Raw genomic sequence first — 17,284 nt, 5'->3', positions numbered from 1 at the left:
GTTAGCTTTCGACGGCGCGAATGGCTTCATCAAGATTGTGCGGCGTGAGCTCTGCCTGAAGAAATTCGGTATCCCGGGGAAGATCAATGACAAGCTTGTTAATGGAGCCAAAGGTTAGCGTTCCCTCCTTCAGCACATAATCGAGGATGTGCCCACCGCCTTGCCGGTCATCCGTAATAAAGTGCTCGTGATAACCCGCCACGTTGATTCCCTGCATGTACTGGGGCGTACGGAAGCCAATCAGTTCACCCTGCGTCTCTTTAAATGCGAAGGTTGGCTGATCGCCCAGCACTTCCGGCATCGAGCGATAAGGGCGACATTGGCAGGGAACGGTTCGAGTCCGTACGGCATGAAAGCGACCACTGATGCGCATGGCACAGAATTGGTTATCTGAAGTGATTTTGCTGTCGATAACCTGATGAACCTCTTCTCGCGTGGCGGTTTCGGTAAAGCGGTGGCGATGTTCAGGTTTGAAAAAAGTCATCACAGCAAACGGCGTTTGTTGCTCGGGCTGGGCAGGATTGGCGCTGCCATCGGAGCGTAACTGATAGACCTTGCTGTCGAAGGCAATGAGTTCTCCATCCAGCTGGTTGAACGTACCCAGGCCAAAATCGCCTTTCTTTAACAGATCGGACACCGTGGTGGATCCTTCATAGACACCGCTCAGCAGCGCGCTCATCAGTGAAGTCTGATAGATAACCTTTTCTGGTGAATCATCATGGAGTTTAAAGACGGTTTCTTTCAGCTGTTCCTCGCATGAACAGGCAGATACAAAATTACACATTTGCCACCTCGCAAACCAATAGTTAAGCCGTGTTAATATCATGGTGGGCTTTTTGGCTTAACGAATCCAATAGCGAAACCTGTTAACTTTGAGACGTTTTTGATATGGAACTTCGCCATCTGCGTTATTTTGTTGCTGTCGCCGAGACGCTTCATTTCACCCGCGCTGCAGAAATGCTCGGCATTTCTCAGCCACCGCTGAGCCAGCAAATACAGCGGCTGGAACATGAGATTGGGACACCATTGCTGAAACGCCTGACGCGCGGCGTTGAACTCACCGAGGCGGGAAGGGCATTCCTAAATGACGCCACTGAGATTGTGCAGCTGGCCGACCATGCGCTTGAGAAAGCCCGTGGTATGGCGCGGGGTATAAGCGGACAGATGTCGCTCGGGTTTGCCAGTTCTGTCGCTTTCGGGGCACCCGTGTTTGACCTTCTTCAGCGTTTTAGAGCGCGTTATCCGGCAATGGAACTCATTGCCAGGGAAGAGAATATGGCTTTGCTGATGCAGGATCTGCGGGATGGGTTGCTTGATGCGGCGTTTATTCGTTTGCCGTGTGAAAGCAGCAAAGCGTTCAATTTGAAAGTCATCGCTACCGAAAGAATGATGATTGCGTTACCTGCGGGCCATGCATGTAGCTCCTCTGGCACCATTGCATTAGCGCAGTTGGTGGACGAAACATTGATTATGTTTCCGCGTGAAGTCGCTCCCAGCCTGTATGAGCTCATCGTAAGCACCTGTCTGCGCGCGGGGTTCACCACAACACGATTTATTCAGGCTCCCCAAATCACCTCGTCTCTCGGCATGGTCGGAGCAGGTTGCGGCATCGCGTTGGTACCAGAGTCCATGTGCTGTGTGAACAACCCGCATGTTACGTTTTGCGAAATAGAGAATAACACCCTGTTTACCGATATCGCCTTTGCCTGGCGGCGCAACAACCCCTCCAGGACGGTGATGCATCTACTCAGTTTGATTAGCCAGTGATACGGCTAACTCTGTGACATTGATGCAGTGCTTGATCTTTATCGAATGACACGGACAAGGCAGCTTACTTTTTTTGGTGCGACACCAGTGCAAAGTAAGGATGTTGACCAGCCAGCAACAATAACAATTCATATTCGCCCTGGCTGAGCTGTCCTGGATTCTTCGCAGACTCTTTCGACTGCCAAACACGCAGGCTAAGATCGAAACGCTCAGCGGCACTCTGTTGTGAAAGGCCAGCGGCAAGCCTGAGATCACGGATATTATGCTGTACGGCCACGGGCCGCTCTAAAAGTTGATTTCTCAAAGAAAACTCCTTAAATACGGGATGGAGTGAATTTGGGTATATCGCTCTCCCGCCTCTAAACATCACGTTAACTTGACCAGGATGCAGTGTTTTAATTTTCTCATTTATCAGAGGCTTAATAAGAAGAAATGAAAATAATTATTTTTTAGTTTAATGAAATAGATATTGTTAACACACGTCAGAATAAATCGCTGGCCTCGCCAGGATTACTCTCCTTTTTTATCCCCACCTCAACAGCAGGAATATTCCTCTATTTTATCCAGGATGATTGTTCAATATAGGGAATGTATTGCGCTGGCAAGCGTCACGCCGGGCGTTCCTGCATAAAACAAAAAGGATAAAAATAATGAAAAACCGTGAATACATTCAGCGGCGTATTCCCGCAGACCTCAGTCAGGTAGAGATACGCGAGCAGTGGCAAATCACGTTCTGGACTCTGAAGTTAAGCACCACACAAGACCGACTGAGTCAGGCCCTGCGCGAAGTCGGGCCAGATCTGGAGAGCGTGCGCGCGTGGCTTGAGACAACCCCCACTTCTCGCCCAAAACGTTAGTGCCGGTCAACCGTAAACCACCCCCGTGAGGGTGGCGAACGGACCTTGTGGTAGCGAAGTGCTGCTTATACATGCCCGCGATAACTTGCGGCGCGTCGTAAACCTGCCCAACAAAAGCGTGTGTGCATAAGGTTTTCCCCGGTGTTGTCACTATAAATAAGAATTTTTATCATTTATGTATATTGTGTGCTTTATAATAGCGCGCTATTTATGTAGCTTTTTTATTGTGACAGTTAGCTGGAAAAAGTAAAACGTTTGCAAGATGAAATAAATGTATCGTCATTAGATAATTATTTCGTTAAAGAAAGTACAAATGGCTGCTTTCCCGATGGGACACTCTTTACGTTCCAGAATAATCAGTCAGGTACGCCTTCCTTAAGCGGCAATACACTTCCACTGAGTGGATAGATCGAAATTCCGGTCGTTACTCTTTGCTAGCCACATAGAGGAATGAATTTAAAAAGTAACCAATTGATAACCAGCGTGGGAGATCTGTTTTTTTTTGCTACCTTCAAACTATCCATAACATCAGTGGATGAAGGGATATTCAGGCTCAGGTAACACCTGCACATATCGCTGTTACGTTAAGCAACCTCCACAGGGGCTGCAGCATCATAAATTACATTCACGTGAGCCGAATTTGTATGAGCAAAAAAAATCATCGCACAGTACCAGGCGTACACCCCTATGATGGCCCGGCGGGCGGTTGGGGAGCACTTAAGGCAACCGCAATAGCCGTTAAAAACCAAATGGATACCTTAAAAGCGCCGCCTACGCTGATGCGCACTAATCAGCCCGATGGGTTTGATTGCCCCGGATGTGCCTGGCCGGATAAGGATCATGGCTCAACCTTCCAGTTCTGTGAAAATGGCGCTAAGGCGGTCACATGGGAAGCGACCACCAAGCGCGTTACGCCGGCATTTCTTGCCGAAAACACTATTACGTCGCTGCTACAGCGTTCCGATTATGAGCTGGAGGGATACGGCAGGTTAACCACGCCGTTGCGCTATGATGCAGCAAGCGACACCTTCATCGAAGTGAGCTGGGAAGAGGCTTTTACGCGTATTGCCAATAAGTTAGCTGCACTGCCGCCAGATGAGGTTGAGTTCTATACCTCCGGTCGCGCATCAAACGAGGCGGCCTATTTGTTCCAGCTTTTTGCCCGGGAGTATGGTACTAACAATTTTCCTGATTGTTCAAATATGTGCCACGAGGCAACCAGCGTAGGTTTGCCTCAGTCGATTGGGATCGGTAAGGGCACCGTATCACTGGACGATTTCGATAGCGCAGAGCTTATTCTCTCAATGGGTCATAATCCAGGAACCAATCATCCGCGCATGATGGGAACGCTGCACGAGCTGGCGCGCCGTAACGTACCGATTATCGTGTTTAATCCGCTGCGCGAACGCGCGCTTGAGCGTTTTGCCGACCCGCAGAATGTCATGGAGATGGCAACCAACAGCTCAACCGATATCGCGTCAACGTATTATTTGGTCCGTGCCGGTGGCGATTCGGCTGCGCTTAAAGGTATCGCCAAAGCGGTGCTGGCGATTGAGGCTGAAACCGGTACGGCACTGGATCATGACTTTATCCGCGAGCACACAGAAGGGTTTGAGCGCTTCGCGGCGGACATCGAAGCCACATCCTGGGCATTAATCGAGCAAGACTCTGGCCTGAAGCAGGCAGATCTCAGGCGCGTCGCTGAAGCTTACGTCAAATCGAATGCCACTATCCTGACGTATGGTATGGGCATTACACAGCACAACCGCGGTACGGATAATGTGCGCCTGTTGGTCAATCTGCTGCTAATGCGAGGCAATATAGGTAAACCCGGCGCAGGCGTTTGTCCGTTACGAGGACACTCCAACGTGCAGGGTAACCGTACCGTGGGGATAACTGAGAAACCGTCGTCCGATTTTCTCAATAAGCTGGAAAACGTGTTTGGATTTACACCACCGTCGCATCATGGTCATGATGCGGTGCAGGCGATGAAAGCGATAGTCGATAAGCAGTCGAAGGCGCTCATTTGCCTCGGAGGAAATTTTGCCGTGGCGCTGCCCGATTCAGACGTGACCTTTCCGGCGATGCGTGAACTTGAACTCAGTGTTCACATCGCGACCAAGTTGAACCGTACTCATCTTCTGACCGGGAAAGAGACACTACTGCTGCCGTGCCTTGGCCGTACCGAACTGGATGAGCAGTCTGGCAATCGCCAGTCGGTCACTGTTGAAGATTCCATGTCGATGGTGCACGCCTCTTCCGGAAAGTTGAAGCCAGCGTCGCCGCTGCTGCGTTCTGAACCGGCCATTGTTGCCGGGATGGCCATCGCGGCTCTGCCGAGAACGCGGGTTAACTGGAATGAGTTGATAGCCGATTACGATCTCATCCGCGACCTGATCGAAAAAACCATACCCGGATTCGATGATTACAATGCCCGCATTCGCCAACCCGGTGGTTTTCAGATGCCACTGCCGCCGCGGGATCGCATCTGGCCGACCCCGAGCGGTAAAGCGATGTTTTCGCTTTATCAAGGCACGCATGAAGACTTGACGGTGCCGGGTGACGATGTGCTACGTCTGATTACGCTTCGCAGTCACGATCAATACAACACGACGATTTACGCCATGGATGATCGCTACCGCGGAGTATTTGGCCGCCGTGATGTCCTGTTTATGTGTGACTTTGATCTGGAACGTCTGGGGCTTGAGCACGGGGATGTTGTGGATCTGGAGTCAGCAGTGCCGGGCTACCGTATGCGTCTGGAATCCATGACGGTAATTCGCTATGCCATCTCACAAGGATCGATTGGAGCCTATTATCCGGAGGCTAACGTCCTTATCCCGCTGGATTACATCGACAAGGAGAGCGGTACGCCATCGTATAAATCTGCGCCGGTACGTATCACGCTGCGGTCACGCGACGTTGTCACTCCGCAGGCTGTTGAATCCCATTAAAGTGAAAATAAGGCAGGCTTGCCTGCCTTCTGATTGCCACAACCGTGGCAAAAGAGGCTCCAGTTTGCAATGTCTTGAGGTCTGCTATGAGTGAGGAGCAGAGCCCTCATTGTAAGGACAGCAATTGTTTGCGGGAACGGGGCCACTCCAGAATGTGAACAAGCCGGTATGACATGGAGGTGACAGCGACTTATGAAAGGAGGAATAATTGTTTGACAGTGCAGCCTACCTACTAGTAGATTTATCGAGCGTCTTACATGACTTCTGAATGTCATCCAGTTATTAAAAGCAAAATCTTAATGATTACGCCCGGATGAACAGTGAACTAAATTCTGCAATGTTGAGTGTTTTCATGAATAAACCTTTTCTTTCTGTCGGTCATAAAATAGTGCGCTTGGCGATAATAATTGTGATCCCATTACTGGTGATCGCCTTGTTCGTGTGGGCGGGCGGGTGGCTGGATACTGGCAGGCTGACATCGGATAAGCTGATTACTGCCTTAGAAAAATCTAATGGCAATCACCCGGGTTATCGCCGTAATCATGCAAAGGGCGTCTGTATCCTGGGGGATTTTTCTGCCAACGGTAACGCCAGCGCCTTGTCACGTGCGGCACTGTTTGCCTCAGGCGTTACGCCCGTGGTGGGCCGTTTAGCTATCGCAGGCGGAAATCCGAATGCGCCTGATTATGCAGTACCGATACGCAGTATGGCGCTGGCTTTCTATCAGAAAAATGGTGAACAGTGGCGCACAGGCATGAATGCAATGCCTTTTTTTCCGGTACAAAGCGTGCAGGGCTTCTATGACCTGCAAACCGCCACGCTACCGGATACAAAAACCGGTAAACCTGATCCAGCCAGAATGCAGGCTTTTGTACGTCAGCATCCAGAGATCAAACCTTTCTTTGCCTGGGCAAAGCAATATGTTCCCTCTTCCAGCTGGGTCCGCGATCAATTTAACAGTTTGAACGCCTTTAATTTCATTGATAAAGAGGGCCATTCCCACCTGGTGCGCTGGAGTATGGTGCCGCACGCTGACTATCAGGCGATGGATGAAAATGAGAAAAACGACGCCAATTTCTTGCAGCGTGATTTACAGCAGCGGCTAGCGAACGGGCCGCAGAAATGGGATCTGATGGTTACAGTGGCGGGCTCTGGTGATAAAGGCAATGACGCATCGATTGGCTGGCCTGCCGATCGTCAGGTGATTAATGCCGGAACGCTGACAATTAATAAGACAACGGCACAACAGCAGGGCGTTTGTAACGACATTAACTATGACCCGCTGATTTTACCTGATGGTATTACGGCTTCGGATGACCCGCTTCTTAATGCCCGCTCATCCGCTTACGCTAAATCCTATAATGCACGCACTCATGAACAGGCCGGAGCCCACTGATGAAACATAACAACACTTTTCACCCGGCACTGCGCGTACTTCACTGGGTGATGGCTGCGGCTATTATGGCCATGTTATTTATTGGTGTCGCAATGGTATCCACGGTTTCATCATTGCACGGCCTGCTGGTTGCGATTCATAAGCCGCTGGGTTTGATGATTTTAATGCTGGTCATTGTGCGGCTTTGGCTGCGATTCAGCACTGCTAAGCCAGCACTTCCAGCCACGCTGTCTGCCTGGCAGAAATTCTTAGCGCATCTGTCTCATTGGGCACTGTATGCCATGATGCTGTCTCAGCCCCTGATCGGTTGGGCGATGCTGTCAGCGGCGGGGTATCCCGTCACACTGGGTCATGTTGTGCTGCCGCCCATTGTTCCGATCAGCAACAACGCTTATGCCATTTTACGTCCGCTTCACAGCCTGGTAGCAATGGCGCTTTTCATCACTGTTATGTTGCATCTTGCCGCAGCTCTGTACCACGCTTTGATTCTGCGCGACGGCGTATTTAGCAGTATGGCGGGTGCATATAAACGCAAACGCTTGACGCGCGGTGCGCTTGACAATCCGGCTGACGCTGAGTAGGTTCGTGGCCGTTTATCGATTTGCAGTTATTTTACCGTTGCTGCTGGAGCAAGCATGAGTACAGAACGTTCACAGAAAGCCGAAGAGATTATGCACCACACCAGAATTCTGCTGACAGCAGGCGGTTATAACAGCTTCAGTTATGCTGATTTAGCCGAGCGGGTGCAGATTCGTAAGTCGAGTATTCACCACCATTTCCCTGGCAAAGCGGATCTGGTTCAGGCAGTCGTGAGTGATTATCGACAGCAGGCACAAGCAGGAATGGCGGCAACCAGCCAGCATTTCTCTGGTGATGCATTAGGTGAAATTAACAGCTACGTGAATTTCTGGGCGACCTGCATACGTGAGAACAATTCTCCTTTCTGCATTTGCGTGATGCTGGCTGTTGAATTAACGATTTTACCTAAAGAAGTGGCTAAGGAAGTCAGTGGGCATTTCAACGATCTCACTAACTGGCTCACTGATGTACTGAGCAGAGGTGAAAAAAATGGCGTTTTTATTCTACGGGAAAGTGCAGCTACAGAGGCCAAATCGCTAATGGCTACGGTGCATGGTGCAATTATATCTTCGCGTGCCTTTAATAACGCTGATGTATTTCAGCAAATTGTCGAGCCAGTGATTAAAAGATTAACGAAAACCAGCTGAAGTAACTCAGACAATAAAACGTTACTAGCCGAACTCTTCAAGTGTTCGGCTACTCGGGCTGAAATAGTTGATGGGCAGTCTTTGTACCGGTTAGATATTTAAACATTAGAGCGATTTAGTTGACTGGATTTCGTGATGTTGAATGAAATATCCGGATCATACAAAGAATAACTGCAAGTGGCATTGTAGTAACTCAGCCTATCTTCTAGTAGGTATGTAATGCAGTGTTTGTCCGTACTAATGTAAGCATGATTTGGAGGAAGTGATATAGCCAGCGAAGACTTTGATTGAGGCTATTTCAATGTGACTTTACTTTGATGGAGAAATTATTAATGAACACTATCCGCGCTTTGCATTCAATGCCGGACCTGGCAGCATTAAACATAGAAAGAATGAATTCCCGATCTTCTGTTACCACTGCGTCAGGTTTTCAGCCCTTTTTACAGACTCAGCTCAAACTCTCCGGAAATTCTGGATTGAATGAGTCAGCAGTATTAAAGCAATCGATCAGTATGCCACCTCACCTGGCAGACATCGACTCGCTGGTTGCTCAACTACTCGCTAGCAGGAAGATGTTATTACAGCCATTCAGGTCAGTTTCTTTTTCAGGAAAACAGTATTGTGAACACCTTAGACAACGTAGCGTAACTTGCGGTTTTTGCAGGGAGATAGCTGACGTCAGTAAGGCGGAATATGTTCCTGAATCCTTTTCTGATTCGTGTGTGATAATGAACAAAAAACATCCTGAAGTACGCAGAGATCCCTGCAGTTATTCACTTAATACCGATTTCAAATATGAATGTCAGCAAACGATTCCGGTTGCTGTGATGGCGCCTTTAACCTACTTTTTTATCGGGATTTTTCCTGACTTAGTCCGGAGCTCTGTGTCAGGTTACATAAGGCAGCCCTTGCGTTTACGCAGACTACGTAGGTTAGACAGAACAGGTTACCGCCAGAATGCTTGCGACCTAAACCTATATCGTTAATCCAAGACTGTATAAAAAATTAAGATTAATTTTTTGACACAGTGTCGTTTTTTTATCGAGCAACATTTTTATACGCTCTGTTTTTCCTTAAAAAGCGTGTTTTTATAAGCTTTACACATTTTGTTAATCCTACGACTGATTAATTGCCGACTCTAATTCGGCCATCAATCGTCTGGAATATTCTGTGAAGTCCAACCTATTTCGGAGAATCATAATGAAATCCAATTTCGCTACATCTACCTACATTCAAAATCAATGGCTTCAAGCTTATTATTATATCCGTGCTGCAGGTTCAATTGTCTGGATTGCACTTGCGCTATTCATTGGCAAACACAATCCCATAGTTGGTGCCATTCTGCTTGTTTTGTATCCTACATGGGACGCATTCGCCAATTATCTTGATGCAAGACAGTCAGGGGGCTTAGCACTAAACCCACCCCAAAAATTTAACTTTATCGTTAGCCTGGTGGTCGCAGCGGCTATTATCTGGGCTCTTTCTATCAGCATGAATACAACCATTAAAGTCTTTGGAATATGGGCGATTTTTTCTGGTGTATTGCAGCTTTCTGCTTCCATCCGTCGCTGGAAAAATTCAAATGGACAATGGGCTATGGTCTTGAGTGGAGCACAATCTGCATTGGCGGGTGTGTTTATGTTTAAACAGGCGAGTAGTAATGCTGCTCTGGATGTCACCACGGTTGCACCTTACGCCGCTTTTGGTGTTCTCTATTTCCTGATTTCAGCCATCACACTGACCATAAAGAATGGGCGTAAAAAATAAAGCTGCCTGCTGAGCGTTCAGGAAAAATGGTGTGACTATTAGTATTTAATGGGCGGCTTAGGGCGAACTTGATAACCCGGCACATCAGGCTATTCCTGTTCTGAAGCTAACATAATATCTGCGATATCCAGCAATGCGCGCAGGCGATCCATATGACGAAGATCCTGATGGTAGCCGACCCAGATGTCTCTTGAAGGGGGAATGTCAGGCATTTCAATACGCTGCAGCCCGGTGGTGGCATCACCCAAAGGCCGTGGCAGCACGGCTACGCCCATCCCCCGCTGACACATCTGCGCCTGAACCGCGCGGCTTGTGCTTTTAAAGGCAGGTTTTGACTGCGGGAAATGATCAAGAAGCCATGAGACGTCAGGAAAATGTGACTGCCCAGTATTCATCAGGATCAGCCCCACCGAAGAGGGGGCTGTGAGCAGTGCCTGTGCATTCTGTGGCGTGCCATAAAGTGCGTAGGGCACACGCATCAAACGGCGCTGAACAATATTCGGATCGGTAAAAGGTACGATGCGAAACGCGATGTCGGCATCACGGCGCGACAGATCGAGCAGGCGGTAACCTGCAATAATTTCCGGCACAATCGCCGGATGACGACGTGTCAATTCACTCAGCACGGGGGCCAGCACATAGTTAGTGAACCATTCTGCTGATGATATTCTCAGTATTCCTTCAAGGCGATCGTGATTGCCTGCCAGACGACGTTCCATGGCAAGCGCGGAATTTTCCATCGCTTCTGCTAGCTTCATGATCCCGTCTCCGGCATCTGTCAGCACCAATCCCTCCGTTGTCCGGCGAAACAGCGCCTGCTGCGCTTCATCCTCAAGCGCCTTGATACGGCGTCCTACTGTAGGATGACTTACGCCCAGACTCAGGGCTGCTTTCCCGAAAGAGCCGTTACGCATGACCGCAAGCAATACCTGAACATCCCCCCAATCCATGCTTCGATCCCACCGTTCAAAAATGAACATCCAATATACAAAAGTGTCAGTTCTCAAACAACTTTGCAGGCATCACCATGGCTTCTTTAATTCGTCGCCTCAGGTGACACGAACAGGAAGCTGAGATTATGCATAAATTAAAAGACAAAGTTGCTCTGGTTACCGGAGGTTCAAAAGGTATCGGAGCAGGTATAGCCCGTCAGCTGGCAGCTGATGGCGCCAGGGTTATCGTCAATTACGTCTCAGATAGAGACGCTGCTGAAAAGGTTGTTGTCGATATTAAAGCCACCAAGGGTGAGGCTGTGGCAGTCGCAGCGGATGTCACCAGTCAGACTGAGGTCGAGGCACTAATTAATACCAGCATTGCTCTTTTCGGGCGGCTCGACATCGTGGTGAACAACGCCGGTGTTTACCAGTTCGCCAAAATTGAAGAGAGCACTGAAGCGCTGTACCGCAGGCAATTTGATATCAATGTGCTTGGACCCTTGTTAGTAAGCGCCGCGGCCGCACCGCACCTGGGTCACGGCAGCAGCATCATCAATATCAGTTCATTCGTCACCCGAGTCTTTATTGCTGAAAGTGCCATCTACAGCGGTGCTAAGGGGGCGATTGATGCCATTACCGGTGTGCTTTCACTTGAGCTCGGTCCCCGGGGAATTCGCGTGAATGCGGTCAATCCGGGCCTGATCGAAACGGAAGGAAGCCATAGCGCAGGCGCAATAGGCTCGGACTTCCAAACCTGGAATGAAGAGCAAACGCCGCTTGGCCGTGTAGGTCAGGTGGAGGACGTCGCCCCAATCGTCTCATTTCTCGCCTCCGATGAGGCCAGATGGATCACTGGGGAGATTATTTTGGCTTCCGGCGGCATGCGCTGATCGGAGCGGTGTTGCGTTTCCCGGAGGCGGCCTCACCTTCACTGATTGGTCAACTGCGCATTCTGCGATGACCACACATCCCTAACAGGGACCGTACCGTTCCATAAGGAGTGATCTATGTCGGCACATAGCATCCTGCAAGCCGAGCCACGCCGTTGGACTATGTTTGTCATTTTATTGGTAGGTGCATTTTTGCCGCCGCTCGATTTTTTTATCGTTAATGTGGCACTGCCTGCTATTCATAATGAATTGAGCACATCTTCCTCAGCGGAACAGCTGGTCATTTCATCGTACGCCGCTGTGTATGCCGTGACATTAATCACCGGAGGTCGCCTGGGCGATATTTATGGTCGGGGAAAAATGTTCTTTCTTGGGCTGATAGGTTTTACCGCGGCATCATTGCTGTGTGGTTTTGCCTGGTCATCCTGGATACTGATTGCTGGACGCATATTACAGGGCGCCACGGCCGCCATTATGGCTCCTCAGGCGCTCGCCGCCGTGCAGGCCATTTTCCCCGAAGCGGAGCGACCCTTAGCGCTCAACATATATGGAGCCGTGTTTGGTCTGGCCTCCGTTATTGGACAGGTTCTGGGCGGCATTCTGATATCAGCCGATCTCTTCCACCTTGGATGGCGGACAATTTTTCTCGTTAATCTGCCTGTGACGCTACTGGTGATTCTCTTTGGCCTGCCGCTGCTGAAAGAAACACGGGCGCGAGCTGCTCAGCGACTTGATCCCGTTGGCACACTGCTGGCCACATTAACGCTGAGTACACTGATTGTGCCGCTAATAGAAGGGCGTGAGGCGGGGTGGCCCTGGTGGACGTGGCTGTTATTTTTTGCTTTCCCGCTGCTGGCCTCACTGTTATGGCGATATGAGCACCACCTCAGTCGCAAAGGGGGATCGCCACTGCTCAACCCGAGCGTATTACGTGCGCCAGGGCTGGGACAGGGACTTATGATTGTTTTATTGTTTTATTCAATCGGCGCGTTCTTTCTTCTGTTTTCTGTCTATCTGCAGAGTGCCTTACATTTAAATGCCTTGGTTTCAGGCACGCTTTTTCTACCCTTTGGTGTCGGCTTTCTCATTGGTCCGTTACTGACACCGTATCTGAGGCAATATGCCGGGAATTACCTTAGCGCCATCGGAATGGGATGTGAAACCGCAGGTTTGGCAGGTATGGCAGGATTGATCGCTACGACGATGCCCGGTCACTCTCCCGCGATGCTGCCGCTCGCCATGCTGCTTTTCCTGACTGGGCTGGGGCAGGGGCTGGCGATGCCAACTCTGGTGCGGATGGTGACAGGCCGGGTCGCGCCACAGTTTTCAGGTATGATTGCTGGCGTAACCAGCTCGACATTACAAATTAGCACTGCGTTAAGTGTCGCGGTTATCGGCGGCATTTTTTACAGCATGCTGGGGAACGGTAACAGCGTCGCAATAATTACCCATGCTTTTATCGTCGCGCTTCTGACGATGGCTATCTGCCTGGCTGTAGGGGCAGGGTTAAGTATCAGGCTAATTCGGCGCTCCTTTGATCGCTCCATGACTCCGGATGGCTTATCTCAAAGGTAACGCGACAGTTCTCAGCTGACGGTAAGCGCCATATAATTAGGCAGCAAGCTGAGAACTTTTTTTATTTTTAGTTTCCTGACAGGCTGTTCAGTTTCTGCAGTTAATATGCACAACGATAATTCTTCGTTTTGCACGTACTTCAGGCAGATTATTTATTTTATCGTATCAGGGATTCATTCGGTATTCATGAATGAATCGTGACATAAGAGTCGTCCGCTACTGGCACAATAAGGATATGCGCGCATGGCAATATCTTCTATGCTCAATGAGCAATGGGTGGATAGGTTGAACATCCTGAGCGCTGAGAGCATTTAATGTTGTAAATGCTGACATTTATTAACTCATCAACTGGTGATGAAATTATGAAAAAATCTATCGTCCCTGAAGAATTTCAACACTATTTCGATGATTGGCACTTTTCCCCCGTTATCGAAGCAGATGGCACAGTATATCTTTCCGGTGTTACCGCAGCACGAAGAGATAAACCTATAAGTAAGCATCCTGAAGAACAATTTCATGATGCCTTTTATAAGCTTGGCGTTTATTTAAATGCCGCTGGTTTAAACTATGAACACATACTTGAGATGACCACTTTCCACATTGACCTCAAAAAACATATCGACGTTTTTTCCAGAGTAAAAGATGAGTATGTAAAGGCGCCATATCCAGCTTGGTCAGCTATAGGCGTGTCAGAGTTCATTCCTGAGAATGCCCTTGTGGAAATGCGGATTGTGGCCAAAAGATAGTTTTAGGCGTGGGCACTAAAATAATAGTTGTGTCGGTTTCTGGCATTAAGCGGACCGGTATGTCAGGTCCGCTATGAGCTGTGAGTTCAACGGGTCGATGCAACGCTATCCTTAATCAAGGGGGGGCGTTGCCATGAAACGAAGAACTCGGATTAACTACACGCCAGAGCAGAAGACGATTATCTGGGACAGATATAAGCAAGGTGATTCCCTGCATGATATCGCCAGAATGTTCGACAGATATCATTCTTCTATTATGCCCACTATCCACCAGACTGGTGGATACCGCCCCCCTGTCCGAAAGCGGCATCCGTTAGCGCTTTCACTTGATGAAAGAGAGGAAATATCCAGAGCGCTGGTAGCAAAAATCAGCATCAGGGCGATCGCAAACAAACTATCGAGAGCCCCCCCAACGATTAGCCGGGAGATAAAGAGGCACGGTGGTGCAAATCAATACCGTGCATCAAAAGCGGATACTGCTGCGTGGGAAAATGCTCTGAGACCAAAACCTTGCAAGCTAATTGAAAGACCCACACTGTGTAAAATCATCGCAGAGAAGATGCATCAGGACTGGTCGCCGGAACAAATCACCGGTTGGCTGAAACGCTGTTATCCGGATAATCAGGAAATGCATGTGTCACACGAAACGATATATAAAACGCTTTTTATACAAACCCGAGGTGCATTAAAAAAAGAACTGCAGCAATGCCTCAGAAGCGGAAGAGTCGTGCGTAGATCCAGAACATCATCGCTTAAAGGGAAAGGATTAGGGTCAATCCCGAATACGATCTCTATCAGCGAAAGGCCACCTGAAGCCGCCGACAGAGCCATACCAGGTCACTGGGAAGGTGACCTGATCCAGGGCTCTAAAAACTCCTATATCGTCACCCTCGTAGAACGTCATTCCCGTTTTGTTATGCTGGCCAGGATCAGGGACAACAAGACCATAACGGTTATATCTGCACTCATCAAACAAGCCCGGGAATTACCTGCTGAGCTTTATAAAACATTAACATGGGACCGGGGTGCTGAAATGACTAACCACACCCGGTTTACTGTAGCCACAGATATCCAGGTTTACTTCTGCGATCCCCAATCCCCCTGGCAACGCGGCTCCAATGAAAATACAAACAGATTGCTTAGGCAGTATTTTCCAAAAGGAACTGACCTATCGGTTCACAGCCAAGAAAGACTAAACAGCGTTGCCAGACAGCTCAACGAAAGACCGAGAAAAACGCTAGACTATGAATCACCCGCAGAGCGTTTTAACCAATGTGTTGCATCCATCAGTTGAACTCACAGCACAAAGCCGACATGCACACTGCACGATCCACTTTAACCGCGAAGCGGGTCACGTGTTAACAGCTCGGAGAGCGATGAGAAGAAAGCAAAGTATGATGACTCAATACTCACCTATATTTGCCCGACTGAAGACGGAGCGTTGAATATTGCCTATGCATTTTCAGTCGCGCCCACGCGTATGGCATGAGCATCATATGTCGCTGGATAATACCTGCTCGATAAAAAGCACGAAGCGAAACGCCGTGTCGAGGTCGGCGATGTTTAATGCGGGTCACTAAAGATCCTGAACTCATCAGCCGATAAACAGAGATCAGCTTTTGCGGCCCTAAGATGCCTGATAACAGGCTCTGGCAGCTCTGCGATGGAAAACTTGACGTTATCATTATCAGGCACTTTTTTAGCACCTGATGGGTTTTAGCAGCAGAAATAAATGTGTTCAGCATCATCGGCAAACAACGGAATCACCAGCATGAATATCGCGATCAAACCCACACTTTCTGCCGTTTGGTCGACGGATGCACGGGGCATTTGCATTGCCAGCCAGGAAAGCCCTGAAGGCTTATTGCCACTACTTAAAGGCATAACCCTTTGTGAGTGGCTTAGCCTTGCGCTGGTAGAGGAAGATGCAAAAATCGCGATGCAGCTGACAGCGGCATTAGAGTTTAAGACGCCATTTAATATAGAGGTGCCGATCAAGTGTCTGGATGGAACGATGCGCCATGTGATTGTTTCAGGTCTGCCGGCATGCCAACCAGGTGATTCTCATACACAGTTTAGCGGCTTCGTTTTAGATGTTACCGGACAGCGCAAAGCCCTTCAGGACGCGCTGCGTACGGCGACAGAATATCGTCTGTTGATAGAAAACAGTACTGATCTGATCGCCCACTGTGATGCGGATGGTCGGTACGTTTCGATCTCTCCTTCGTATAGCGAAATGATAGGCTGGTCAGCCGATGAAATGGTGGGCCAGCTGGTGGTGGATTTCCTGCATATCGACGATCAAAAGCCTGCTGCGGCAGTTCTGGCAAATATCTTCAACGGTGCTGAGTTACCAGACGTCGTCGAGGTGCGCAAGCGGCATCGTAACGGTCACTACATTACACTTGGCACTAAGGCCTGTGGCGTAAGCGATCCCTCTACAGGTAAAAATATCGGAGCAGTGCTGGTTTCGCGTGACATCACCCGGGATAAAGAAAAGATGTTGATGCTTGAGCTGCTCGCGACCCGCGACACCTTAACCGGACTGCCAAACCGAGCCTGGATCAACGACAAAGTGCAATCCATGCTTACGCACGTAGAAGATCCTGCGTATACGACTGTCCTGTTTATCGATCTGAATGGATTCAAAGCAGTTAACGATTCGATGGGGCACGCAATAGGGGATATGTTGCTGCAGCAGGTAAGCGAACGGCTACAAAGTTGCATGCGCCAGGGCGACTCGTTAGCACGCCAGGGAGGAGACGAGTTTGTCGTGGCAGCAACGTGCAGTAGTCATGATGCTGCAGCCGCTATTGCACTGCGCCTCATAGACGGCCTGAAAGATCCTTTTGCTATCAATGGCGTAGAAGTAAAGATCGGCGCATCGATTGGCATCAGCCTGGCACGATTTGGGACAAAAACGGTAAAAACCTTATTTGAAAATGCCGATACAGCGATGTATCAGGCTAAAGCACGACGTGATGGGTCATATCAATTTTTCCAACCTGATACGCTGCCAATGTGAGATTAAGCCAGCCCGTTTCACATGCTCTCTTCGGCGCTCAACTTCTTTTCCATTTAGCATGATCTTCAAGTATGCGATGAAGCAGGCCAGAGGAGGGCATGCCGCTCGCCGTTACCACGGTGAGGGCAAAATAGGCCAGACTTTCA

The 17,284-nt window shown here is 49.3% G+C and carries 15 protein-coding genes; 12 read left to right on the top strand and 3 right to left on the bottom strand.

The features are described 5' to 3' along the window. Position 1: 1 nt before the first annotated feature. Positions 2–784 carry an acetolactate decarboxylase gene (budA, locus tag KVT28_RS08190; RefSeq protein ID WP_110868381.1) on the bottom strand — a complete coding sequence of 261 codons (783 nt, stop codon included), beginning with the start codon at positions 782–784 and terminating at the stop codon, positions 2–4. 104 nt (positions 785–888) lie between these two features. Here budA and KVT28_RS08185 point away from each other — a divergent pair, with 104 nt between their 5' ends. Further along, a complete protein-coding gene (locus KVT28_RS08185; RefSeq protein WP_217547631.1) occupies positions 889–1,767 on the top strand; it encodes a LysR family transcriptional regulator in 879 nt (292 codons plus the stop codon). Positions 1,768–1,831: 64 nt separating this feature from the next. Here KVT28_RS08185 and KVT28_RS08180 read toward each other — a convergent pair whose 3' ends face one another. After that, complete coding sequence (locus KVT28_RS08180; RefSeq protein WP_137387215.1) at positions 1,832–2,071, bottom strand: transcriptional regulator; 240 nt, start codon at positions 2,069–2,071, stop codon at positions 1,832–1,834. 346 nt (positions 2,072–2,417) lie between these two features. Between KVT28_RS08180 and KVT28_RS08175 the strand changes: the two genes are divergently transcribed. The 6 genes from KVT28_RS08175 (at position 2,418) to KVT28_RS08150 (ending at position 9,967) form a co-directional block, all read left to right on the top strand. Further along, complete coding sequence (locus tag KVT28_RS08175) at positions 2,418–2,624, top strand: DUF3606 domain-containing protein (protein ID WP_192413387.1); 207 nt, start codon at positions 2,418–2,420, stop codon at positions 2,622–2,624. 644 nt (positions 2,625–3,268) lie between these two features. Further along, positions 3,269–5,578: an FdhF/YdeP family oxidoreductase gene (locus KVT28_RS08170; protein WP_101761077.1), complete on the top strand. Its 2,310-nt coding sequence runs from the start codon at positions 3,269–3,271 to the stop codon at positions 5,576–5,578. 352 nt (positions 5,579–5,930) lie between these two features. After that, positions 5,931–6,974 carry a catalase family peroxidase gene (locus KVT28_RS08165; protein ID WP_217548500.1) on the top strand — a complete coding sequence of 348 codons (1,044 nt, stop codon included), beginning with the start codon at positions 5,931–5,933 and terminating at the stop codon, positions 6,972–6,974. Continuing rightward, positions 6,974–7,555: a cytochrome b gene (locus KVT28_RS08160; RefSeq protein ID WP_101761075.1), complete on the top strand. Its 582-nt coding sequence runs from the start codon at positions 6,974–6,976 to the stop codon at positions 7,553–7,555. The genes KVT28_RS08165 and KVT28_RS08160 overlap by 1 nt, the downstream gene beginning before the upstream one ends. Positions 7,556–7,609: 54 nt before the next feature. Further along, positions 7,610–8,200, top strand: a complete 591-nt coding sequence (locus KVT28_RS08155) for a TetR/AcrR family transcriptional regulator (RefSeq protein ID WP_101761074.1) — start codon at positions 7,610–7,612, stop codon at positions 8,198–8,200. Between the two features lie 1,200 nt (positions 8,201–9,400). After that, on the top strand, positions 9,401–9,967 hold the full coding sequence (locus KVT28_RS08150; protein WP_101761761.1) for a DUF308 domain-containing protein: 567 nt from the start codon (positions 9,401–9,403) through the stop codon (positions 9,965–9,967). Positions 9,968–10,056: 89 nt separating this feature from the next. Here KVT28_RS08150 and KVT28_RS08145 read toward each other — a convergent pair whose 3' ends face one another. Beyond that, positions 10,057–10,917: a LysR family transcriptional regulator gene (locus tag KVT28_RS08145; RefSeq protein ID WP_217547628.1), complete on the bottom strand. Its 861-nt coding sequence runs from the start codon at positions 10,915–10,917 to the stop codon at positions 10,057–10,059. 128 nt (positions 10,918–11,045) lie between these two features. On the opposite strand from KVT28_RS08145, the gene KVT28_RS08140 reads away from it, so the two are divergent. The 5 genes from KVT28_RS08140 to KVT28_RS08120 all read left to right on the top strand — a co-directional run bounded on the left by KVT28_RS08140 (position 11,046) and on the right by KVT28_RS08120 (position 17,138). After that, entirely contained in the window at positions 11,046–11,792 is a 747-nt protein-coding gene (locus KVT28_RS08140; RefSeq protein WP_217547626.1) for an SDR family NAD(P)-dependent oxidoreductase, read from the top strand. 117 nt (positions 11,793–11,909) lie between these two features. After that, a complete protein-coding gene (locus KVT28_RS08135; RefSeq protein WP_217547624.1) occupies positions 11,910–13,367 on the top strand; it encodes an MFS transporter in 1,458 nt (485 codons plus the stop codon). A 362-nt stretch (positions 13,368–13,729) separates the two neighbouring features. Continuing rightward, a complete protein-coding gene (locus KVT28_RS08130; protein WP_101761070.1) occupies positions 13,730–14,113 on the top strand; it encodes a Rid family hydrolase in 384 nt (127 codons plus the stop codon). Positions 14,114–14,246: 133 nt separating this feature from the next. Continuing rightward, positions 14,247–15,407, top strand: a complete 1,161-nt coding sequence (locus tag KVT28_RS08125) for an IS30 family transposase (protein WP_101761069.1) — start codon at positions 14,247–14,249, stop codon at positions 15,405–15,407. Between the two features lie 477 nt (positions 15,408–15,884). After that, positions 15,885–17,138: a sensor domain-containing diguanylate cyclase gene (locus KVT28_RS08120; protein ID WP_217547621.1), complete on the top strand. Its 1,254-nt coding sequence runs from the start codon at positions 15,885–15,887 to the stop codon at positions 17,136–17,138. The last annotated feature ends 146 nt before the right edge of the window (positions 17,139–17,284 follow it).

Origin of the sequence: Pantoea sp. GbtcB22 (genome assembly GCF_019091025.1) — a bacterium.
In the GTDB taxonomy this organism is placed as follows: domain Bacteria; phylum Pseudomonadota; class Gammaproteobacteria; order Enterobacterales; family Enterobacteriaceae; genus Pantoea; species Pantoea leporis.
Note: the sequence above shows the minus strand (reverse complement) of the source record. Positions and strands in the feature narration are given on the sequence as shown.

Coding starts and splice junctions, on each gene's coding strand:
- budA (WP_110868381.1), bottom strand. CDS start 784: ATGTGTAATTTTGTATCTGCCTGTTCATGCGAGGAACAGCTGAAAGAA.
- KVT28_RS08185 (WP_217547631.1), top strand. CDS start 889: ATGGAACTTCGCCATCTGCGTTATTTTGTTGCTGTCGCCGAGACGCTT.
- KVT28_RS08175 (WP_192413387.1), top strand. CDS start 2,418: ATGAAAAACCGTGAATACATTCAGCGGCGTATTCCCGCAGACCTCAGT.
- KVT28_RS08170 (WP_101761077.1), top strand. CDS start 3,269: ATGAGCAAAAAAAATCATCGCACAGTACCAGGCGTACACCCCTATGAT.
- KVT28_RS08165 (WP_217548500.1), top strand. CDS start 5,931: ATGAATAAACCTTTTCTTTCTGTCGGTCATAAAATAGTGCGCTTGGCG.
- KVT28_RS08160 (WP_101761075.1), top strand. CDS start 6,974: ATGAAACATAACAACACTTTTCACCCGGCACTGCGCGTACTTCACTGG.
- KVT28_RS08155 (WP_101761074.1), top strand. CDS start 7,610: ATGAGTACAGAACGTTCACAGAAAGCCGAAGAGATTATGCACCACACC.
- KVT28_RS08150 (WP_101761761.1), top strand. CDS start 9,401: ATGAAATCCAATTTCGCTACATCTACCTACATTCAAAATCAATGGCTT.
- KVT28_RS08145 (WP_217547628.1), bottom strand. CDS start 10,917: ATGGATTGGGGGGATGTTCAGGTATTGCTTGCGGTCATGCGTAACGGC.
- KVT28_RS08140 (WP_217547626.1), top strand. CDS start 11,046: ATGCATAAATTAAAAGACAAAGTTGCTCTGGTTACCGGAGGTTCAAAA.
- KVT28_RS08135 (WP_217547624.1), top strand. CDS start 11,910: ATGTCGGCACATAGCATCCTGCAAGCCGAGCCACGCCGTTGGACTATG.
- KVT28_RS08130 (WP_101761070.1), top strand. CDS start 13,730: ATGAAAAAATCTATCGTCCCTGAAGAATTTCAACACTATTTCGATGAT.
- KVT28_RS08125 (WP_101761069.1), top strand. CDS start 14,247: ATGAAACGAAGAACTCGGATTAACTACACGCCAGAGCAGAAGACGATT.
- KVT28_RS08120 (WP_217547621.1), top strand. CDS start 15,885: ATGAATATCGCGATCAAACCCACACTTTCTGCCGTTTGGTCGACGGAT.